Source organism: Rhizobium sp. BK049 (assembly GCF_014193135.1).
Lineage (GTDB): Bacteria > Pseudomonadota > Alphaproteobacteria > Rhizobiales > Rhizobiaceae > Rhizobium.
In genome coordinates, this window is record NZ_JACHYV010000004.1 from 156,340 (window position 1) to 178,061 (window position 21,722).

General features: G+C 61.6%; 15 protein-coding genes and 2 pseudogenes. 9 read left to right on the plus strand and 8 right to left on the minus strand.

The annotated features are described in order from the left end of the window. The first annotated feature begins 49 nt into the window (after window positions 1-49). Together FHT70_RS05970 and FHT70_RS05975 are read left to right on the plus strand one after the other, a co-directional pair. Window positions 50-223, plus strand: a complete 174-nt coding sequence (locus tag FHT70_RS05970) for an AbrB/MazE/SpoVT family DNA-binding domain-containing protein (protein ID WP_183699529.1) — start codon at window positions 50-52, stop codon at window positions 221-223. 47 nt (window positions 224-270) lie between these two features. After that, window positions 271-655: pseudogene (locus FHT70_RS05975) on the plus strand (type II toxin-antitoxin system death-on-curing family toxin). Here the strand turns inward: FHT70_RS05975 and FHT70_RS05980 are convergent. Both FHT70_RS05980 and parC read right to left on the minus strand, forming a co-directional pair. Continuing rightward, window positions 645-1,103, minus strand: coding sequence for an SRPBCC domain-containing protein (locus FHT70_RS05980; protein WP_097598440.1), 459 nt, complete (start codon window positions 1,101-1,103; stop codon window positions 645-647). The pseudogene FHT70_RS05975 and the gene FHT70_RS05980 overlap by 11 nt on opposite strands. A gap of 220 nt (window positions 1,104-1,323) precedes the next feature. Then, window positions 1,324-3,579, minus strand: coding sequence for a DNA topoisomerase IV subunit A (gene parC / locus FHT70_RS05985; protein WP_097598441.1), 2,256 nt, complete (start codon window positions 3,577-3,579; stop codon window positions 1,324-1,326). A 233-nt stretch (window positions 3,580-3,812) separates the two neighbouring features. On the opposite strand from parC, the gene FHT70_RS05990 reads away from it, so the two are divergent. Continuing rightward, window positions 3,813-5,000 carry a hypothetical protein gene (locus tag FHT70_RS05990; RefSeq protein WP_097598442.1) on the plus strand — a complete coding sequence of 396 codons (1,188 nt, stop codon included), beginning with the start codon at window positions 3,813-3,815 and terminating at the stop codon, window positions 4,998-5,000. A gap of 133 nt (window positions 5,001-5,133) precedes the next feature. Here the strand turns inward: FHT70_RS05990 and aspS are convergent, their stop codons facing one another. Beyond that, a complete protein-coding gene (gene aspS, locus FHT70_RS05995; RefSeq protein ID WP_183699531.1) occupies window positions 5,134-6,924 on the minus strand; it encodes an aspartate--tRNA ligase in 1,791 nt (596 codons plus the stop codon). Window positions 6,925-7,179: 255 nt separating this feature from the next. Here aspS and FHT70_RS06000 point away from each other — a divergent pair, with 255 nt between their 5' ends. The 4 genes and pseudogenes from FHT70_RS06000 to FHT70_RS06015 all read left to right on the plus strand — a co-directional run bounded on the left by FHT70_RS06000 (window position 7,180) and on the right by FHT70_RS06015 (window position 12,449). Continuing rightward, window positions 7,180-8,571 (plus strand): multicopper oxidase family protein, encoded by a 1,392-nt coding sequence (locus FHT70_RS06000; RefSeq protein ID WP_183699533.1) that lies wholly within the window; start codon window positions 7,180-7,182, stop codon window positions 8,569-8,571. 131 nt (window positions 8,572-8,702) lie between these two features. Then, complete coding sequence (gene rnd, locus FHT70_RS06005) at window positions 8,703-9,848, plus strand: ribonuclease D (protein WP_183699535.1); 1,146 nt, start codon at window positions 8,703-8,705, stop codon at window positions 9,846-9,848. A 76-nt stretch (window positions 9,849-9,924) separates the two neighbouring features. Further along, window positions 9,925-10,986: an adenylate/guanylate cyclase domain-containing protein gene (locus FHT70_RS06010; RefSeq protein WP_183699537.1), complete on the plus strand. Its 1,062-nt coding sequence runs from the start codon at window positions 9,925-9,927 to the stop codon at window positions 10,984-10,986. A gap of 106 nt (window positions 10,987-11,092) precedes the next feature. After that, window positions 11,093-12,449: pseudogene (locus FHT70_RS06015) on the plus strand (esterase-like activity of phytase family protein). Between the two features lie 141 nt (window positions 12,450-12,590). Here FHT70_RS06015 and ppx read toward each other — a convergent pair. From ppx to FHT70_RS06035, 4 genes are all read right to left on the minus strand, one after another. Next, window positions 12,591-14,111 carry an exopolyphosphatase gene (gene ppx, locus FHT70_RS06020; protein ID WP_183699539.1) on the minus strand — a complete coding sequence of 507 codons (1,521 nt, stop codon included), beginning with the start codon at window positions 14,109-14,111 and terminating at the stop codon, window positions 12,591-12,593. Between the two features lie 11 nt (window positions 14,112-14,122). Continuing rightward, window positions 14,123-16,327 carry an RNA degradosome polyphosphate kinase gene (locus FHT70_RS06025; protein WP_183699541.1) on the minus strand — a complete coding sequence of 735 codons (2,205 nt, stop codon included), beginning with the start codon at window positions 16,325-16,327 and terminating at the stop codon, window positions 14,123-14,125. Window positions 16,328-16,392: 65 nt separating this feature from the next. After that, window positions 16,393-17,106, minus strand: coding sequence for a DnaA regulatory inactivator HdaA (hdaA, locus tag FHT70_RS06030; RefSeq protein WP_097598447.1), 714 nt, complete (start codon window positions 17,104-17,106; stop codon window positions 16,393-16,395). Beyond that, window positions 17,099-18,223: an AI-2E family transporter gene (locus tag FHT70_RS06035; protein WP_085780030.1), complete on the minus strand. Its 1,125-nt coding sequence runs from the start codon at window positions 18,221-18,223 to the stop codon at window positions 17,099-17,101. The genes hdaA and FHT70_RS06035 overlap by 8 nt, the downstream gene beginning before the upstream one ends. Window positions 18,224-18,470: 247 nt before the next feature. On the opposite strand from FHT70_RS06035, the gene purM reads away from it, so the two are divergent. Together purM and purN are read left to right on the plus strand one after the other, a co-directional pair. Then, on the plus strand, window positions 18,471-19,544 hold the full coding sequence (gene purM, locus FHT70_RS06040) for a phosphoribosylformylglycinamidine cyclo-ligase (protein ID WP_183699543.1): 1,074 nt from the start codon (window positions 18,471-18,473) through the stop codon (window positions 19,542-19,544). After that, window positions 19,541-20,212, plus strand: coding sequence for a phosphoribosylglycinamide formyltransferase (gene purN, locus FHT70_RS06045; protein ID WP_097598449.1), 672 nt, complete (start codon window positions 19,541-19,543; stop codon window positions 20,210-20,212). The genes purM and purN overlap by 4 nt, the downstream gene beginning before the upstream one ends. 250 nt (window positions 20,213-20,462) lie before the next feature. On the opposite strand, the gene FHT70_RS06050 is transcribed toward purN, so the two are convergent. Continuing rightward, window positions 20,463-21,632 (minus strand): alpha-D-ribose 1-methylphosphonate 5-triphosphate diphosphatase, encoded by a 1,170-nt coding sequence (locus FHT70_RS06050; protein WP_183699545.1) that lies wholly within the window; start codon window positions 21,630-21,632, stop codon window positions 20,463-20,465. Window positions 21,633-21,722 lie beyond the last annotated feature (90 nt).

The following is a 21,722-nucleotide window of genomic DNA, read 5'->3' on the forward strand; positions in this document are numbered from 1 at the left end:
TCGCGCGCTCGGCACCGTGTATAACGGCGTTAAAACAGAGGACAGAGCGATGAACGTCACGATCCGTAAGATCGGAAATTCCGAGGGTGTCATCATTCCCAAAGAGATCCTCGATCGCCTCGGTTTAAAAACAGGCGACTCGCTGGAACTCCAAATGGAAAATGGCGGCATCAATTTGAGGCCGGCTGAGGAAGATTTGTCTCGTCAGCTCGAGGTGGCATGACATTTCATGAACAAGTATAAGGTTGCTTTGAAGAAACTGGCCGAATAATGGCCTTCAAATTCCTGACAAGGCCATTGGTGGAGACTCTGCAGACAATGCAGATCGAGCGCTTCGGCGGGCTTGCCGGGTTGCGTGACGAAGGCGCTTTGGAATCCGCCCTCGGCCGACCGATGCATAAGGCCAACTACGGTTGCGACGATGTCATCGAACTCGCCGCAGCGTATTTTTTCGGCCTTGCCCGCAACTATGCATTCGTCGACGGCAACAAACGCATCGCGATCGTGCGCCGGTGTATTCCTTCTCGAAAATGGCGAGATCGAGACCACCGACGCCAATCTCTACGCTTTCGTCCTTGCCATCGCCGCCGGCGAGATTGACGAGGAAGGCGCGACACGCTTCCTTCGGGACTTCAGCGTGCCGCTCAACCGGTAGCCTTCAACTGTTGCTGTTCCAGTTCCCTGCCGAGCGCTTCGACGACATGCGCCCAGCCTTGCCGTGTTTTCTCCTCGTGTGCGGCCCATTCGGCGCACATTTCGTGGGTTAATGTCAGGCGGCTGCCGCCGCCGAGAGGCTCGATGTCGATTTCGACGCGATCGCAATTGTGGTCGTGCTCTTCGACGGAAAAGCTGAAGACCATGCGTTGCGGGCGCTTCAATTCCAGGAAGACGCCCTGATGAAAGGCGTCGCCGGTCGGGCGGCGGTCGACAACGAAGAAACGTCCGCCGACGCGCGGATCGATGTCGGCACGGATGACGTGACCCTCATCAGTCGCAAACAGGAAGCGGCGGGCAATTTCCGGATTGAGCCAAGCGTCGTAGACGGCCGCCGGCGGCGCCTTGTATGTGTGGCTGACATGCAATTTGATGGTGCTGGCGGGCATCGATTTTCCTCCGGTAGGGCACGCGCGCCTTCCCGAGGCGCAACGAACCGCAGCCGCTCCGTCCGCCCACGCAACCGGCCTTCTCTTCACTTTGATAACAGCAATGAGATAGAGAAGTTCCCGCGCCCGCCAAGAGCCGAGAGCGGAATTTAGTTCGACAAAAAATCAAGGCCTTACGGCGTCCTTTGCGCGCCTGAACAGCGCGCGGCGCTGTAAAGCCTCAGCCAGCGAATTTGCCACTGCGCGGGAAGCCCTTCGGCACGGTCCGTCCGGCGCTGGCGCGATCGCCCAGCCATTCGGCGAGTTCGTCCTTGTTCTTCGTGAAGGTGCGGCCGGCGCTGTCCTCCCAGACAAGGCCGTCTGATATCGCGAAGCATCGGACGTCGGAAATGCCGCCGTCCTTGTAGCGCTGCAGGCGCACGCCCTTGCCACGCGACATTTCCGGCACCTGCGCGAGCGGGAAGACCAGCAGCTTGCGGTTCTCGCCGACGACGGCGACGTGATCGCCGCTGACGGGCACCAGCAGCTGCGTTTCCTCCGGCAGCGCGACATTCATGATCTGCTTGCCTTTGCGCGTATTGGCGACCAGCTCCGCCTCTGGCACGACGAAGCCGTTCCCAGCCGTCGAGACGATCAGCTGCTTGCGCGAGGGATCGTGGACGAAGGCGGTCAGCACAGCCTGGTCGTTATCCATGTCGACCATGATACGCAAAGGTTCGCCGTGGCCGCGACCGCCCGGCAGCTTGTCGCCACCGAGCGTGAAGGCCTTGCCGCCTGTCGTAACGATCAGGATCTTGTCCGTCGTCTGCGCCGGGAAGGCCACTTTCAAGCCGTCGCCCTCCTTGAAGGTCAGCGTCGCCGTGTCGGCGATGTGGCCCTTCAGGGCGCGGATCCAGCCCTTTTCGGAAATGACGACGGTGATCGGTTCCTTCTCGATCATCGCCTGCTGGATCGCTTCCTCGTCGGCTTCGGGCGCATCGGCGAACTGGGTGCGTCGACGGCCGACCTCGGTCGCCTTGGCGAATTTCTTCTTCACTTCGCCGATTTCCCAGGCGACCGTCTGCCACTGCTTGTCGTCGGAGGCAAGCAACGCCTCAATCTCGCTCTTTTCCTTAGTGAGTTCGTCGAACTCCTTGCGGATCTCGAATTCTTCCAGCTTGCGCAGGGCGCGCAACCGCATGTTGAGGATTGCTTCGACCTGATTGTCCGTCAGGTCCCATCGCGCCATCATGACCGGCTTCGGCTCGTCTTCCTCGCGGATGATCCGGATCACCTCGTCGATATTGAGGTAGGCGATCAGAAGGCCGCCGAGGATTTCGAGACGCTTGTCGATCGCGGCCAGACGGAAGCGCGACCGGCGCTGCAGCACCTCGCGACGGTGGTCCAGCCACTCCTTCAGCACTTCGTTCAGCGCCATGACCTTGGGAATGCGCCCCATGGACAAGACGTTCATATTGAGCGGGAAGCGGCTTTCGAGCTCCGTCAGCTTGAACATCGATTCCATCAGGATCGTCGGATCGACGCTCCGGGACTTCGGCACCAGGACGATGCGGATATCCTCGGCCGATTCATCGCGGATGTCTTCGAGCAGCGGCAGCTTGCGGGCAATCAGCAACTCGGCGATCTTCTCGATCAGCCGCGATTTCTGCACCTGGAAGGGAATTTCGGTGATGACGATCTGATAGCCGCCGCGGCCCAGATCCTCCGTCTGCCATTTCGCCCGCACGCGGAAACCGCCGCGGCCGGTGCGGTAGCTCTCGATGATGCTGTCGCGGCTGTCGATGATGATGCCGCCGGTGGGGAAATCCGGGCCGGGAATGAACTCGACGAGCTTTTCGACCGTCGCATCGGGATGCTTGATCAGATGCAGGGCGGCATCGCATAGCTCATGGGCATTGTGAGACGGGATCGAGGTCGCCATGCCGACGGCGATGCCGGAGGAGCCGTTGGCGAGCAGGTTCGGGAAGGCGCCGGGTAGCACGACCGGCTCGGAATTCGATTCGTCGTAGGTGTCGCGAAAATCGACCGCATCCTGATCGATCCCTTCGAGCAGCAGTTCGGAGACCGCCGTCATCTTCGATTCGGTGTAACGCATGGCGGCGGGGCTGTCGCCGTCGATATTGCCGAAATTGCCCTGGCCGTTCACCAGCGTATAACGCTGCGAGAAATCCTGCGCGAGACGAGCCAGCGCGTCGTAGATCGACTGGTCGCCGTGCGGATGGTAGTTACCCATCACCTCGCCGACGATCTTGGCGCATTTTCTGAAGGCTGAAGTCGGCCTCAGCCCCATCTCGTTCATCGCGTAGACGATGCGGCGATGGACAGGCTTCAGCCCGTCGCGCACGTCAGGCAGGGCCCGGTGCATGATGGTCGATAACGCATAGGCGAGATAGCGCTGCTCAAGCGCCGCCTTCAGGTCGACCGGTTGGATGTTGTCGTCGTCTCCGCCGGAAGGCGGCAAAATCTCTTGTCCCATAGGTCCTGACTAGCCCAGAAGAGGCTGGCGGGCAAGGAATCCAGGTCATTGCAGCTGTGGATGAAGTCTTCCGGCTGATATCAAAGGATGAGACAAGCTCATCGCGGCAATTTGGATTTCGTTTGCCCTTCCCTTCAACAAAAAATTAGTGGGCCGCAATATAAAGCAGGCCCAATCCGTAGTAGCGTAACTGCAGATTTCCAACCGTCACACGCCACCAGAGGAATCACCCTATGAACTTTTACCGGACAACGCGGCTGATGCTGTCGGGCGCAGCCTTTTTCTCGCTCGCAGGCTCGGCTTTCGCTCTCGACGGCGCCGATCTGCTGAAGAAGCTCAATGCCGCCTATGCCGCGCAGGGCGGAACGATTTCGGCCGACGGCATCGATATCGACGGCACGACGGTGACCTTGAAGAACGTCAGCCTCAAACCGACCGGCGGCGAAAGCCTGCCTATCGGCGAAGTCACTCTTTCCGGTGTCGAGGAAGACGAGGACGGCGGTTACTATATCGAAGAAGCGACCTTCCCCGACATCAACAAGACCGAAGATGGCGTCACTGTGACGGCGCAGCAGCTGACGCTTGGCGGCATTTCGATCCCGTCAACGCCCGGCGGCGACTCGCTCGATACGATGATGCTCTACGAAACAGCCCATACCGGCCCGCTGAAGGTGGTCAAGGACGGCGCGGAAGTCTTCTCCGTGCTCGAAAGCAACATGAACCTGACATTGCGCGAAGACGAATCCGGCTTCGATTTCGACGGCGCCTTTAAGAGCATGAAGGCCGATCTCAGCAAGGCCGAGGATGCGCAGAGCAAGGACGCGATCGAGAAGCTCGCCCTGCAGCACGTCCAAGGCGACATCACCATGAAGGGCGCCTGGGAACTCGCGCCCGGCACGATCGACATTTCGGAATTCGCCTTCGACTTCACCAACATCGGCAAACTGAATCTTGGCTTCAAGATCTCGGGCTATACGATGGCCTTCATGAAGTCGATGCAGGATGCGATGAAGCAATCCGAAGCCAATCCGAACAAGGAACAGTCGCAGCAGGCGCTCGGCCTCGCCATGCTTGGCCTGATGCAGCAATTGTCCTTCGAGGGTGCAAAGGTGCGCTTCGAAGATGCCTCGATCACCAAGCGCGCGCTCGATTATGCCGGTTCGCAGCAGAACATGTCCGGCAAGCAGATGGCGGATTCGCTGAAGGCGATGACGCCGATCATGCTGGCGCAGCTCAATATCCCAGAACTGCAGAACGCCGTTTCGGCCGCCGTCAACACCTTCCTCGACGACCCCAAGAGCCTGACCGTCAAGGCCGCTCCCGAAAAGCCGGTGCCGTTCCCGACGATCGTCGGTGCTGCCATGGGCGCTCCGAACACGCTGCCGCAGGTGCTCGGCGTCAAGGTTTCGGCCAACGACTGATCGCTCAAATCTCAAGAAAGGGCCCGGCAGTTCCGCTGCCAGGCCCTTTCTTGTTTCAAATCAGACGATCCGCGCAAACAAAAGGCCCGGCGACTGCGGCCGCCGGGCTTTTCCATTCGACAATAAGCCGAACTCAGTCCTTCTTGACCGGCGGGATCGGCCGGATCGCGAGTTCTCGCAGCTGCGTCGGCGTCGCCGGGCTCGGAGCGCCCATAAGCAGGTCCTGAGCCTGCTGATTCATCGGGAAGAGCGAGATTTCGCGCAGGTTCTTCGCGCCGACGAGCAGCATGATGATGCGGTCGATGCCGAAGGCGGCGCCGCCATGCGGAGGTGCGCCATACTGGAAGGCGCGGTAGAGGCCGCCGAAACGGTCCTCGACGTCCTGCTGGCTGAGGCCGACCTTCTCGAAGGCGGCGACCATGGTTTCCGGCGACTGGTTGCGGATCGAACCCGAGGCGATCTCGAAGCCGTTGCAGACGGCGTCATATTGGAAGGCCTTGATCGTCAAAGGATCCTGGTTCTGCAGCGCGTCGAGGCCACCCTGCGGCATCGAGAACGGGTTATGAGCGAAATCGACCTTCTTTTCTTCCTCGCTCCATTCGAAGAAGGGGAAGTCGACGATCCAGCAGAGCTCGAACCGGTCGCGGTCGACGAGGTTGAGTTCTTCGCCCGCCTTGGTGCGGGCCTCGCCCGCAAATTTATAGAATTTTTCCGGCTCTCCGGCGACGAAGAAACAGGCGTCGCCGTCATCGAGGCCAAGCTGCGTGCGGATCGCATCGGTGCGCTCCTCGCCGATGTTCTTGGCAAGCGGTCCGGCGCCTTCGAGCTTATCGCCTTCCTTGCGCCAGAAGATGTAGCCAAGGCCCGGCTGGCCCTGGCTCTGCGCCCAGGCGTTCATGCGGTCGCAGAAAGCACGCGAGCCGCCTGTTTTGGCAGGGATCGCCCAGATCTGGACCTTCGGGTTGGAGGCGATCATGCTGGCGAAGACCTTGAAGCCGGAGCCGGCGAAATGCTCGGTCACCGCTTCCATGACGATCGGGTTGCGCAGATCAGGCTTGTCGGAACCGTATTTGCGGATCGCCTCGTCATAGGGGATGCGCGGCCATTCCTTGGTGACCGGCTTGCCTTCGGCAAACTCCTCGAACACCTTGGTCATCAGCGGACCCATCGTGTTCCAGACGTCTTCCTGGGTGACGAAGCTCATTTCGAGGTCGAGCTGGTAGAATTCGCCCGGCAGGCGATCGGCGCGCGGATCTTCGTCGCGGAAGCACGGCGCGATTTGGAAGTAGCGGTCGAAGCCTGCGACCATCAGCAGCTGCTTGTACTGCTGCGGCGCCTGCGGCAGAGCGTAGAAGGTGCCGGGATGAATACGGCTCGGCACGAGGAAGTCGCGCGCACCTTCCGGCGAGGAGGCAGTCAGGATCGGCGTGGTATATTCGGTGAAGCCAGCGCTGCCCATTTCACGGCGCATCGCCGAAATCACCTGGGTGCGCTTGACGATGTTCTTGTGCAGGGTTTCGCGGCGAAGATCGAGGAAGCGATACTTGAGGCGAACGTCTTCCGGATAATCAGGTTCGCCGAAGACTGGTAGCGGCAACTCCTTGGCGGCGGAGAGCACTTCGATCTCCTGGGCGTAGAGCTCGATCTCGCCGGTCGCCATGTTCTTGTTGACGGTGTCTTCGGTACGAGCCTTGACGAGGCCGTCGATGCGGATGACCCATTCGCCACGCACCGTTTCCGCTGTCTTGAAGGCCGGGCTATCCGGGTCGGCGACCACTTGGGTGATGCCGTAATGGTCGCGAAGGTCGATGAAGAGAACGCCGCCATGGTCGCGAACGCGATGGACCCAGCCGGCGATGCGGACGGTCGAGCCGACATCCGTCTTGCGGAGGGCGGCACATGTGTGGCTGCGGTAGCGATGCATAATCTCAAATCCTGGCATGTGGCTGAAGACGGCAGCAGGGGTTCGAAGACCCTCCCGCGCCGACAAGAAAATCGGGCGGAAAAGCGCATGGACGCTCCGATTTGTCAAGGCTTGGCGCGCCCCGCCCCTGGGTTTGGCATGCGTTTATGGCGAGGCTGCGACCCACAGGCTGCGGCAGTTTGGCCGCGTTTCCCGTATTGATGAAGATGCAGCTCAACTTTAAAAGGATCGGCATTCCCATCCTGGAGCCGCCGCATGCCTCTGCTGACCCGCCGCAACCTTCTGAAGGCATCCGCCGTCGCGGGCGCCTATGGCGCCGGCGTTGCCGTTGCGGGCAAATTCGGGCTTGCCGAGGCGGCGCCGGAACCGCAGCTGCTGATGGCTGTGAAAACCGAGGCCATGCTGACCGAGGCGGGTCCGACCAGAGACATCATGAGCTGGGGCCATGACGGCATGCCGCCGGCTCTGCGGATGACCAAGGGGCGGCCCTACGCGGCAAGGCTGAAAAACCGGCTCGACGAGCCGACGACGATCCATTGGCACGGGCTTCGCATCGACAACCGCATGGATGGCGTGCCCTTCGTGACGCAGCCCTATATCTATACCGGCGACAGCTTCGATTATGCCTTCACGCCGCCGGATGCCGGTACCTTCTGGTATCATCCGCATTGCAACACGCTGACGCAGATGGGACACGGCATGACCGGCATGCTCGTCGTCGAGGATCCGGCCGATCCGGAGTTCGATGCGGAAGTGCTGCTCAATCTGCGCGACTGGCGTCTCGGAGGCGACGGGCAGTTCATCGCGCCCTTCCGGCCGCGCGACGCTGCCAAGAGCGGCACCTACGGCACAGTGCGCACGGCCAACTGGCGCCAGGAGCCGCAATATGATGCGCCGGCCGGCGGGTTGGTGCGGCTGCGCATTGCCATCACCGACGTGACGCGCATCTTCTCGCTGAAGATGGCGGGCGCAAATGCGACCGTCATCGCAATCGACGGCAATCCGGTGCCGAAACGCTTCCCCCTCGACCTCCTGCAGATCGGGCCGGGCCAGCGGCTCGATCTCGCCGTCCGCATGCCGGATGGCGAAGGCGCCGTCGTGACACTGGAAGATATTCGCGGCACGGCACCGAAGATGATCGCCAGCCTGCGTGCCGTCGGAGCATCGCTGAAGCGCGACATCGGCGATCTCGGGCCTCTTGTCCGAAATCCTGTTCCGAAGGCCGATCTTTCCGCTGCCGAACAGATCCCGCTGGTGTTGAGCGCAACTGCGGAAAATGCCGCCGTGGAGAGCATCTGCGGCACGCTCGGCTACAGCTTCTGGGCGATCAACAAGGTGCCCTGGCCCGGGGACACGCCCGATCCGACGGCGCCGCTGGCGGAACTGAAGCTCGGCAGGAGCTATGTCTTCAACCTTGAGAACACCACGCCGCACGCGCATCCGATCCACCTGCACGGAATGAGTTTCACGGTGATCTCCTCCTCGACGCGGGAGGTGATGCCACTGGTGTCCGACACCTACCTCGTCCAGCCGGATGAGAAGGTGCAATTGGCCCTCGTCGCCGACAATCCCGGCGACTGGGTGCTGCATTGCCATATCATCGAACATCAGAAGACAGGAATGACCAGCTATATCAGAGTGAGCTGAAGCATTCGCCTTGCCTCAGTTTGGACGTGATTCTTCCTCAGCAATGCTCGAAGCTTATGCTGTTGTATTGACATATCGAAGCGAAAGGAGAAGGAAGGTTCAACCGACCTTTTCCTTGCGAATGAAATGATATGATCGAAACCACCGCCGAATTGGCGGCCGCCTGCAAAGAGCTGGCCAAGTCCGACTTCATCACCATCGATACCGAATTCCTGCGTGAGACGACCTTTTGGCCGGAGCTCTGCCTGATCCAGATGGCCAGCCCGACAGTGGAAGTTCTCGTCGATCCGCTGGCGAAGGGCATCGATCTCGCTCCCTTCTTTGACCTGATGGCGGACACGAAAGTGTTGAAGGTCTTTCACGCGGCGCGCCAGGACATCGAAATCATCTTCAACCGCGGCAATCTCATTCCGCATCCGATCTTCGACACGCAGGTCGCGGCCATGGTCTGCGGTTTCGGCGACAGCGTCTCCTACGACCAGCTGGTCAGCCGCATCAAGAACGTCCATATCGACAAGTCGTCGCGTTTCACCGACTGGAGCCGCCGGCCGCTCTCCGAAAAGCAGCTGGAATATGCGCTGGCCGACGTCACCCATTTGCGCGACGTCTACCTGTCGCTGAGCGCAGAACTCGACCGCGAAGGCCGCACGTCGTGGCTGCGCGAGGAAATGGACATTCTCGAAGCGCGCGAAACCTACGACATGCATCCCGACGACGCCTGGCAGCGTCTGAAGATGCGCCTGCGCAAGCCGCAGGAGTTGGCGGTCCTGAAATACGTCGCCGCTTGGCGTGAGCGCGAGGCGCGGGCCCGCAATGTACCGCGTTCGCGCGTCTTGAAGGACGATGCGATCTATGAGGTCGCCCAGCAGCAGCCTAAGGATGCCGAAGCGCTCGGCCGCTTGCGCACGATTCCGAAGGGCTGGGAGCGCTCGGCCGCCGGGACGGCGGTCGTCGAAGCGGTCAACGCTGCACTTGCCCTACCGAAAGCCGAGATGCCGCATGTGCCTCGTCAGGCGCAGGCGCCGGAGGGCGCAGCTGCCGCCGTCGAACTCTTGAAGGTGCTGCTGAAGCTGATCTCCGAAAAACATGGCGTGGCGCCAAAGGTGATCGCCAACAGCGAGGATCTCGACAAGATTGCCGCCGATGGCGAGAACGCCGATGTCGCTGCCCTGCATGGCTGGCGGCGCGATCTTTTCGGCGAGCCCGCACTGCAGCTGATCCAGGGGCAGATCGGATTGCGTTTCGCCGGAAGGAAGGTTGAAACCGTCAGCCTCTGAAACCAAATGGAATTCGCTTGACGCTTTTTTCCCAGCTGAAACAATGGCTGGAGGAAACCTCAGGCGAAGAGGCGGCATGCGGGAAATATCTCCAACGCAGAACTGGATCTTGATCGCGATCGTGCTGGCTGCGAGCGGCGTCATCTACGATCTGATGTTCTACTCCAATCAGACGCCGGTCATCGGGGCGATCTTCGCGCTCTTTATCGGCATGCCGATTCTCGCCTTCGAGCGCAAGGTGCTGTTTCGCACCCTCTACCGACGGATCCAGAGGCTGCCGACCTTCGTGTTCATCATCACGGAGCTGGTGATCTACGAGATCCTGATGAGCATCGGCTTCGCCTGCGCCGGCCTCCTGCTCTGGTCGCTCGGCATGCTGAAGCCGTCGTCGTTCATCGATCTCGTCGTCATGCCGTTCGAAGTCTTCCTCTATGCGCTTGCCGTCTGCTCGGCACTGATCTTCATCCTGCGCGTGCGGGAATTGCTCGGCCGCGAAGTATTCGTCAGCATGCTCATCAGCCGCTATCGCAATCCCGTCAAGGAAGAGCGTGTCTTCCTCTTCATCGATCTCGTCGATTCGACAGCTTTTGCGGAAAAGCACGGCGATCTCAGGGCACAGCAGCTGCTGAGCTCGCTGTTTGCGACCTTCGCGGAGCCGGTCCGGCGCCACAAGGGCATGATCAACGACTATGTCGGTGATGCGGCGATCATTACCTGGCCGCTTGCCCGCGGCGTCAAGGATGCGCGCTGCGTTCGCTGCATCTTCGATATCCTCGCCAATATCGAAGCCAATGCCGCCGGCTGGCGGAAAAATTACGGCCAGGTGCCGAAGCTTCGCGTAGCCCTTCATGGCGGCGAGATCATCACGGCGGAAGTCGGCGTCGACCACCACAAAATCAGCTATTTCGGCGATACGGTGAATACGACCGCCCGGCTGGAGACGCTCTGCCGCAGTCTGAACCGGCAGGTGCTGATCTCCGCGGAGTTGGCCCGGCGCATGACTTTTCCTGACGACATTTCCTGCGAAGATCTCGGGATCCATGCCGTCAAGGGACGCGGCCAGGCACTCGGCGTCATGGCGCTGTCCTCGCGTGCGGTGACCGTCCTGAACACGCCCGCAGTCGTTCTGCACGGCTGAGCAAGTCCATTTATCACCCGTCACCAAAGCTTCACCCAACCGTCAATTCGCTGACACGGAAGCCCTGTTAAGCGGAAGCCATTCGCATCCGTTCCATGGGGATATTATGAAGAACGTCCTTTTTGTTTCCGTATCGCTTTTCATCCTGATTGCCGGCCCCGTTTCGGCCGACCAGCAGCAGTTCCCGGTCAATCTCGCCGGCCAGGCGATCCTGCCAGCCAATACCATGGTTCCTGCTCCGGCCGACGCCCCCGAATTCCTCAAGCATTCCGGCAAGTTCACGACGCCGGACCGCAAGCGCACCGAAGCACTCGGCAGCGTTCCCGGCAAGGACGGCGCGCGCGTGACGGACCTCAAGCTTCCGTTCGGCGGCCAGCCGATCCAGGGTTTCTCGGGCATCAAGACGATGGCCGACGGGACCTTCTGGACGCTCTCGGACAACGGCTTCGGTTCCAAAGCCAACTCTTCCGACTCCATGCTGTTCCTGCATCAGATGAAGTTCGACTGGACTGCCAACAAAGCTGAGGTCGTCAAGAACCTCTTCCTCTCCGATCCAAACAAGATCGCGCCGTTCCCGATCGTGCTCGAAGGCACAGAAAAGCGTTACCTCACCGGTGCCGACTTCGACATCGAATCGATCCAGCCGGTTGCCGACGGCTTCTGGCTGGGCGACGAGTTCGGTCCCTATATCCTCAAGGTCGATACCGAAGGTCGCCTGACGGACGTGATCCCGACGACGCTCGACGGCAAGGCGGTGCTTTCGCCCGACAACCCGCTGATCCAGCTGCCGGGCAATCCGGCCGCCAAGATGCCGGTCTTCAACCTGAAGCGCTCGGGCGGCTTCGAAGGCCTTGCCATGTCGAAGGACGGATCCAAGCTCTATGGCGTGCTCGAAGGCGCCATCTACAAGGATGACGGCACAATGGAAACGGCTGACGGCCATACGGCCATCCGCGTCATCGAATTCGACGCTGCCTCCAAGAAGTGGACAGGCCGCAGCTGGCTTTATCCGTTCGAAGACAATGGTGTATCGATCGGTGATTTCAACATGCTCGACGACTCCACCGCTCTCGTCATCGAGCGCGACAGCGGCGCCGGCACCAGCGATAAGGCCTGCGCCGACCCGAAGCAGCCGAAGCCGGATTGCTTCGAAGCTCCGGCGGTGCTGAAGCGCGTCTACAAGATCGAGTTCAACGACGCCAATGTCGGCAAGGCCGTCCGCAAGATCGGCTATATCGACCTCGAACATCCAGGACCCCGACAACAAGAAGAAGGCCGGCAACAAGGACGGCGTCTATGACATGCCGTTCGTCACGATCGAAAACGTCGACCGCGTCGACGCCACGCACATCATCATCGGTAACGACAACAATCTGCCCTTCTCAGCCGGCCGCGCCGTCGACAAGGCCGACAATAATGAGTTCAGCCTGCTTGAGGTTGGTGAGTTTTTGAACGCGAAGTAATTTGGGCTCTAATCTGAGTTTGAGAGGGCGGCGCATCAGTGCCGCCTTTGTTGTTGAGGGCGTGCCGTGCGGCACCCCCCTCTGCCCTGCCGTGCCCGGCAGGGCAGAGGGAGCCGTGCGGCACAACCGCCGCAAATCAACCTACTCGAACCGGAACGCCAGCCTCTTGTTCGTCAGCCTCGACAGCTGCTGCAGGCGACCGTCCAGGCGTTCGCCGGCGAAATCGCGGTATTCCGGCGGCACCACGAATTCGAGGTCGAAGTCCGGGTTCGACGATTTGCGGAAGGTCAGGTTCTTGACGACGCCGGGCATGGAGGCCGAGAAGAGGTAGACGACGCGCAACATGCCGCCGAGCAGCTTGGCGCGCTCGATGAACTGCGGGGTGGCGATCTGCGCCAGCGGGCCGGTGGCGCCGTCGTCATGCAGCCCCTCGAAACGGTAATAATTGGTGAGCGCGATGAAGGCGCGACCGGGATGGCTGATGCCGACGAAGGACGAGTGGGCAATGACGTTCAGCGCCTGCAGGCCACGGTAATCAGGATGGGCTCGCCAGCTGATATCGGCGAGCAGACAGGCGGCCCGGCGATAGCGGCTTTCCTCTTCCGTTTCCTGAACGTCGAAGAAAGGCATCATACGGCCGGTCCATTCCGCCAGTTCGCGGGCGTGCTCCGGCGAACGGGCACGCAGGATCGCCAGTTCGCCTGCAGCGGCCAACAGCGGATCGGCGCGGCGCTCGGCCTCAGACAGCAGCGAATAAAGATATCCCTCGCGCACGCCCTGCGCCGAGAAGGAAATCACCGACGGCTTCATCACGCTCAGCACCTCCTTCATGGCGACGGCGCCGAAGGGCAGCAGCGAGCGGCGGTGCTTGGAAACGGCCTGCAGCGCCGGCTCGCGCGAATCGCGCGCGGTCATCACCTGTTCGAGGAACAGCATCATCGCTTCAAGCGATACCTCATAGCCCTGCATCATATGCAGCGGATAATTGGTGATCTCCATGTGCAGCTTGGCGATGTTTCGCCAGGTGCCGCCGACGGCGTAGAAGGTGCGCCCCTCGCCGTTCGTCAAAAGCTTTGCCGTCTTCAGCTGCTTGCGGGCGAAGTCACGCGCTTTGGAAAGAGAACCGCCGGCATATTCCGACAGGCGCAAACCGCCGAGCGGCAGCGTAATGCCCTTGCCGACCTCCTTGCCCTTGATGTCGATCAATTCAAGAGAGCCGCCGCCGAGGTCGCCGGCAATGCCGTCAGGATTGAAGAAACCGCTGATGATGCCGAGCGAGGCGAAACGAGCCTCCTCCTCGCCCGAGAGCACCCGGACGTGGCGCTGCAGGATCGTCTCGGCCTGATGGATGAAATCGGGGCCGTTGCTCGCCTCACGGGCGGCGGCCGTCGCCAGCACATACATGGTGGCGGCCCGCGCCTGATCGGATAGGGCCTTGAAACGGTGGAGCGCCGCCAGAGCCCGAGCGACGCCCTCTTCATCCATCTTGCCGGTGACGGCTATGCCTTTGCCGAGGCCGCAGAGGACCTTTTCGTTGAAGAGGATGGTAGGCGAACGGGACAGGCCTTCGTAGACGACAAGACGAATGGAATTCGATCCGATGTCGACGACGGAGACCGGGGCGATCCCTGGAAGGCGCCCCTGGGCTTCAGATTCAACCATATGGTCCAGTTTTACTTGTTGTTGCGGCCTTCGAGCAGGCCGGCGATCAGTTTCGGCGCGCTTGATTTCAGAGCTTCACCACGGCCTGACAGGCTCGGATTGGTCATGAAATACTGCTGCGCATTGAACGGCTCCTCGCCCCTGCGCACTTCCATGCGCCGCGACGTACCGTCGGGCAATATCTCGTAGCTTTGTTGATTGTCAATCACGTTGCCGAGCATAATCTGTGACAAGACCTGCTCATGAACAGTCGGATTCGTCAACGGAACCATGGTCTCGACGCGGCGGTCGAGATTTCGCGGCATCATGTCGGCCGAGCCGATGTAGACCAGCGCCTTGTCGGAAGGCAGGCCATAGCCGTTGCCGAAGCAGAAGATACGGCTATGCTCGAGGAAGCGGCCGACGATCGACTTGACGCGGATCTTCTCCGAGAGACCGGGCACTTGGGGACGCAGGCAGCAGATGCCGCGCACGACGAGATCGATCTCGACGCCCGCGTGGCTGGCGCGATAGAGCGCATCGATGATGTCGGGGTCGACGAGCGCGTTCATCTTCATCCAGATCGCCGCCGGCCTGCCTTTCCTGGCGTGTTGAATCTCTTCATCGATGTGACGCAGGATGCGCGGGCGCAAGGCATTGGGAGAGACGGCGATCTGCATTCCTTCTTCAGGTTCGCCGTAGCCGGTGATGAAGTTGAAGATGTTCGCCATGTCGTGGGCGATGACGGAATTGCAGGTGAAATAGGAGAGATCCGTATAGATCTTGGCGGTGATCGGGTGGTAGTTACCGGTTCCCAAGTGACAGTAGGTTCTGAGCTTGCCTTCCTCGCGGCGGACGATCATAGACATCTTGGCGTGGGTCTTGAGCTCGATGAAACCGAAAACGACCTGCACGCCGGCGCGTTCGAGATCGCGTGCCCAGCGGATATTCGCCTCTTCGTCGAAGCGGGCCTTGAGCTCCACCAGCGCTGTCACCGACTTGCCGGCTTCAGCGGCATCGACCAGAGCGCGGACGATCGGGCTGTCGTTCGAGGTGCGGTAAAGCGTCTGCTTTATCGCCAGAACGTCAGGATCGCGCGCAGCCTGGAGAAGGAACTGGACCACCACATCGAAGGATTCATAGGGGTGATGGACGACCATGTCCTTCTCGCGGATGGCGGCGAAGCAGTCGCCGGCATGTTCGCGGACGCGCTCCGGAAATCGCGCATTGTAGGGCTGAAACCTGAGATCGTCGCGCGGCGCCTTGGTGATCTCCGACAGAGTGTTCAGCGCCAGGAGCCCCGGCAGAACGGCGACGCGATTGTCAGGGATGCTGAGCGCCTGCACAACGAACTGGCGCAGCGAGGCCGGCATTTCCGAATCGGTCTCGATGCGGATGACCTTGCCGCGACGGCGTCGCTTCAGTGCGGTTTCGAAAAAGCGCACGAGATCCTCGGCCTCTTCCTCGACTTCGATATCACTATCGCGGATGACGCGGAACGTACCGGAACCCTGCACCTCGTAACCGGGGTAGAGCCTGTGGATGAAGACGTTGGCGACATCTTCCAGCGTGATGTAGCGGATCGTGTTCCCATCATCGGGCAGCCGGACGAAGCGGTCGAGCGCCACCGGCAGGCGCAGCAGCGCCGTCATCGGCTCGCGGCCATTCTTGCTGACGAGCTGCAGCCCGATCGAAAAACCGAGATTGGGAATGAAGGGGAACGGATGAGCCGGATCGATGGACAGCGGCGTCAGCACCGGGAAGATCGCCTGTTCGAATTCGGCGGCAAGCCACTGCCGGTCTGCATCACTCAGGGCGCCCGGGCGCACGATCAGAATGTCTTCCTTGGCGAGATACTGCTGCAGCACGGCGAGCGAAGCCTGCTGCTCCATTTGCAGATGGTCGATCTCCTGGAGGATCGAATCGAGCTGTTCGGCCGGTGTCTTGCCGTCGGGGCTGCGGATGGCGATGTTCTGGCGCACCTGGCCCTCGAGGCCGGCGACGCGCACCATGAAGAACTCGTCGAGGTTGGCTGCCGAAATCGACAGGAAGCGAACGCGCTCGAGCAGCGGATGCTCGGTATTCAGCGTCTCTTCCAGGACGCGCCGGTTGAACTGCAGCCACGAGAATTCGCGATTGATGAAGCGCTCGGGGCTCGCCAACAGTTCTTCCAGCGGGGGGACATTGTCGTTGGTTTCCGGAGTGAGTTCCTGATGTTCTGCGACTGCGCTGTCCATGGTCCGCTTACCCCGTTTTCAATCGCGACGGCAATTATATCAGTTTCACGACGGATCTGTGACAGTCAATCGGCCAGTTCCGAATTTCCCAATTCATTCAATACTTCGGCAGCAAGAGACCGGGTGATTTTCGTGCCCCGCGACAGGGCCAGCCGGTCGAGCCTTTCGACGATCATCTGGGCCGCGTTCAGCGACCGCTCCATCCGGTTGACGATATAGAGCACGAGTTTGTCATCTATATAAAGCTGCCGGTCGGCGAAGAGCTTGACGATCACCTGCGACAACAGGGCTTCATCCGGCTCACCGATCTCGACGACGGTGGCGGCCTTGAGGCGGGAGCGCAGATCCGGCAGCAGGACCGGCCACGACATCGGCCAGAGACGGCTTGTCATCAGCAGGCTGGTGCCGTTTTCGCGCACGCTGTTGATGACGTGGAAGAGCGTGTTGTCGTCGAAGCCGAGACGATCGGCATCCTCGAACAAGACAGGGCCGTTCGCCGCCGTGACCGCGGCATTGGAGCCGGCCTTGGGGTGAATGATCTCCGCTCCGCTGTGTTCTTTCCAGATCCCGGCCAGGTGCGATTTTCCGGATCCTACCGGACCGGCGAGGATAACGACCGGCGACGGCCAATTCGGCCATGCATCGACGATCGAAACGGCGGCGGCGAGACGCTCCGAGATCAAGAGATCGTCGCGGCCGGTTGCAACATCATGTGAAAAGGCCAAGGGAAGCTGCTCTCCGGCCTTGCGCTTCGGATCAGCGTTCTTCACGTCATTCATTGGGTACTGATTTCGTCTTCCGGGCGCGGCCGCCTGATGACCCGCCAAAATAAAGATCGCTCTGAAGGTAGCGCGAAAGCGCGAAGCGGACAAGAACGCCGACGGCCGCGGCGGCCGGCACGGCGACCAGAAGCCCGACGAATCCGAAGAGCGCGCCGAAGGCAAACAGCGCAAACATCAACCAGACCGGATGCAGGCCGACGCTGGAGCCGACGAGCTTCGGCTGCAGGATGTTGCCTTCGAGGAACTGGCCGCTGAAGAAGACGGCGAGCACCAGCCCGATCCAAGGATAATCCGGCCAGAACTGCACGAGTGCCACGCCCACAGCGAGAATGAGGCCAACTAGCGAGCCGACATAGGGAATGAAGCTGATCATGCCGGCGAAGAGGCCGATCAGCAGGCCGAAATTCAGCCCGACCAGGGAGAGGCCGGCGGCATAATAGACGCCAAGGATGAGGCAGAGCGAACCCTGGCCGCGAATGAAGCCGGCGATCGCCTGATCGACTTCCTTGGCAATCTGGCGGACATCGCCGACATAATCGCGCGGGATCCACTGGTCGACCTTGGCAACCATGCGGTCCCAATCGAGCAGGATATAGAAGGCGACGACGGGGGTGACGACGAGCAGCGATATGACGTCGACGATCGCTTTGCCGGAATTCCAGAGCTGCGCGAAAAGCCCCGTAAGGAAGCCCATGCCTTCGGAGAGGATGCCGGAGAGATTGTCCTTGATCGTGCCGGCCTGGCTCTTGACCCAGTCCGGCAGCAGCGAATTCTGCGTCTGGGTGACGAACTGCTGCAATTGGCTGATATAACCCGGCAACCGCTCGGCGAAATCATTGAACTGGCTGATGAGCACGGGAATGAGGATCATCAACGCCAAAGCGAAGACGACAACAAAGGCAATGAGGATGACGATGGTCGCCATCATACGGCTCAGGCCGAGCCGCTGCAGCCTGTCCGCCACCGGATCCAGGAAATAGGCAATCGCCATGCCGGCGACGAAGGGCAGCAGGATCGAGCTGAAGACATAGAGGAAGGCGATGAAGAAGACGAGCACGGCCAGCCAGAAGAATATCTGGCGCTTCAGACTATTGCCGCTGACATGCTGTGGCATCGCTTCCCCGCTGATCGCTCGCCGCCGCCCAAACGCCGCGCCCGATCCGGCGCGGCCATCAAGCACATAGGATGCAGGCGCAAAGATGGTCAACCCTGTCACATCAAATCCCGGAAAGCCTCGGGGGAGACGTGGGAAATTGGGGGCTTTTGCCATGCGACGCTTGCATAAAGGCCCCTGTCATGCAATTGCGACCGGCAGATGACGCGGCGCGTCCGCCGCCCGGAAATAGCCATCGGAGACCAGCATGAGCCAGTCTGGAAAAAACGGCCTGACCTATAGCGATGCGGGCGTCGACATCGATGCCGGCAACCTCCTCGTCGAAAAGATCAAGCCGGCGGTGCGCTCGACGCGCCGCCCGGGCGCCGACGGCGAGATCGGCGGCTTCGGCGGGCTCTTCGATCTCAAGGCGGCGGGCTTCACCGACCCGGTTCTCGTCGCTGCCAATGACGGCGTCGGAACCAAGCTGAAGATCGCGATCGACGCCGATTACCACGACACCGTCGGCATTGACCTCGTCGCCATGTGCGTCAACGATCTCGTGGTCCAGGGCGCCGAGCCGCTGTTCTTTCTTGATTACTTCGCGACCGGCAAGCTCGACCCCGACCAGGGTGCTGCAATCGTCGGCGGCATTGCGGCGGGCTGCCGCGAGGCGGGCTGCGCGCTGATCGGCGGTGAGACGGCCGAGATGCCCGGCATGTATTCCTCCGGCGATTACGACCTTGCGGGTTTTGCCGTCGGTGCGGCCGAACGCGGCAGGCTGCTCCCCTCCGGCGACATTGCCGAGGGCGACGTGATCCTCGGCCTTGCCTCCTCCGGCGTCCATTCCAACGGCTTCTCGCTGGTGCGCAAGATCGTCGAACTCTCCGGCCTCGGCTGGGATACGCCGGCGCCGTTCGCAGAAGGCAAGAAGCTCGGCGAAGCGCTGCTCGAACCGACCCGCATCTATGTGAAACCGCTCCTGAAGGCGATCCGCGAGACGGGCGCGCTGAAGGCGCTGGCGCATATCACCGGCGGCGGTTTCCCCGAAAACATTCCGCGCGTGCTGCCGAAGCAGCTGGCCGCCGAGCTCGATCTTGACGCCGTCAAGGTCCCGCCGGTCTTCTCATGGCTCGCCAAGTCTGGCGGCGTCGAGGCGAAAGAAATGCTGCGCACCTTCAATTGCGGCGTCGGTATGATCGTCGTCGTCGCCGAAGAGAATGCCGCCGCGGTATCGCAGGCGCTCGAAGCCGAAGGCGAGAGCGTCATCATGCTCGGCCGCATGATTGCCCGCGCCGAAGGCGCTGCCGGCACGGTCTACAAGGGTACGCTTGCCATATGAGCGCGCCGCGCAAACGCGTCGTCGTCCTCATCTCCGGCGGCGGCTCCAACATGATGGCGCTGGTCGCGGCGGCGAAAGCGGCCGACTATCCGGCCGAAATCGTCGGCGTGATATCCGATAAGCCGGACGCCGGCGGGCTCGCGAAGGCAGCGGCCGAGGGCATTGCCACCTTCGCCTTTCCTCGCAAGGACTATGCCAGCAAGGAGGCGCACGAGGCGGCGATCTTTTCTGCGCTCGACACGCTTTCGCCCGACATCCTGTGTCTCGCCGGATACATGCGGCTGCTGACGGCGACCTTCATCCAGCGGTATGAAGGCCGGATGCTCAACATCCACCCTTCCCTGCTGCCGCTGTTTCCGGGCCTGCATACCCATCAGCGCGCCATCGACGCCGGCATGCGCATCGCCGGCTGCACCGTGCATTTCGTCACCGAAGGCATGGACGAAGGGCCGACGATCGGCCAGGCGGCGGTGCCGATCCTTTCCGGCGATACGGCCGAAAGCCTGGCCGCGCGGGTGCTCACCGTCGAACACCAGATCTATCCGCAGGCGCTGCGGCTCTTTGCCGAAGGCCGCGTGGCGATGGACGGCGGCAAGGCGGTGGGCGCTGAGGTTTCGCTTGCCGTGCCGAAGGGGCAACTGATTTCTCTGATCGGCGACCGCGCATAAAAGGCATTTTCATGCCACGCGGCTCAGCCCGGCACGTCGCTATGCTCGGACTTGTCTTAGTCCTGCCATTTCGGAAGCTGCCCCTCATCCGGCTGCCGCCACCTTCTCCCCGCTCGCGGGGCGAAGGGATATGCAGCACCCTCTCCGGTCCCACTTGCTCTCGCAGGGCACGTCCCCTCGCCCCGTTTACGGGGAGAGGGTTAGGGTGAGGGGCAACCATCGGCACGAACCGCAGTTTTGGGAAAATGCATTAAGCCGCCAGCGCCCGCAGCGGATGCAGCGTGCCGTCGCTGTAGACGAAGCGGCCGGCGCGGAAGGTGGCGCGGATGCGGTTGATATCGCCCGGTTCGACCGCCACCAAATCGGCGCGCTGGCCGATGGCGATCTCACCGCGGTCCAGGAGACCGGCGGAGCGGGCGGCGTTGCCGGTCGCCATGGCGACGGCTGCTGGCAGACCCCCTTCCACCGTATCGGCAAGCTTGAATATGCCGGGGACGAAGGCGGCCGGATGATAGTCTGCGGCGATGATGCTGAGCAGCCCGGTCCTTGCAGCGTCGAGGGCGCTGAGATTGCCTGACATCGACTGGCCGCGCAGGGCGTTCGGCGCGCCCATCAGCGTCCAGAGGCCGCGGCGTCGCGCCTCTTCGGCTGCAGGAGCGGTGACCGGAAACTCGCTGATGGTGACGCCGAGATGGTGCATTTCGGCAACTTTCTCGACGCTGTCGTCATCGTGGGAGGCGAGCGACAGCTCGTGCTTCAGCGACAGCGCGACAATCTCCTTCAGCTTCGCTTCGGTCTCGGGATTGTTGCGCATGGCGATACGCTTGGCGACGATCTCGGCGGCCATTTCCTCGGAGATGGCGCGGCGCTCGGAAATGCTGAGGATGTAGCTCTGCAGGTTGTTGTACTGGCCCTGGCCGGGCGTGTGGTCGGTCAGCGACACCATGTCGATCTGATCGGCATTCAGCAGCCGCTCGAGTGCGGGAGCGGCGCCGACATTGGTGATTTCATAGCGGGCATGAACGCGGTGGTCGATCAGGAGGTCATCACGCAGCCGGTTGATGCCCTCGATCACCGCCGACGTCGTCTCAAGCGAGCGGACGTGGCCATAAACGCTTTCCGTGGCGAAAGAGACCGCGGCAAAGGCTGTGGTCACACCGGCAGCGGCAAGCTTCTTGTCGAGTTCGTGGATGCCAAAGTCGATCGGCATGGTCGCGTTCGGCCGCGGCGCGATCTCGCGCTCAATCATGTCGCCGTGCAGGTCAACGAAGCCCGGCATCAGCAGCCGCCCGCCGCCGTTGATCGCAGCGCCGGCAACCGGCTCCGGCCGGATCTCGGCGATGGCGCCGTCCTCAACACGCACGGAACCTTTGCTCACCACCTCGCCCGGGAGAACGAGGGTGAAATTGCTGAGCCACATGGGCTTTCTCCTGACCGCATCCGATGATCGACAAACCGCAGCGGATAGAACCGCTTCGTGACAAACGTATGAATTTACGCGCGCCGGCAA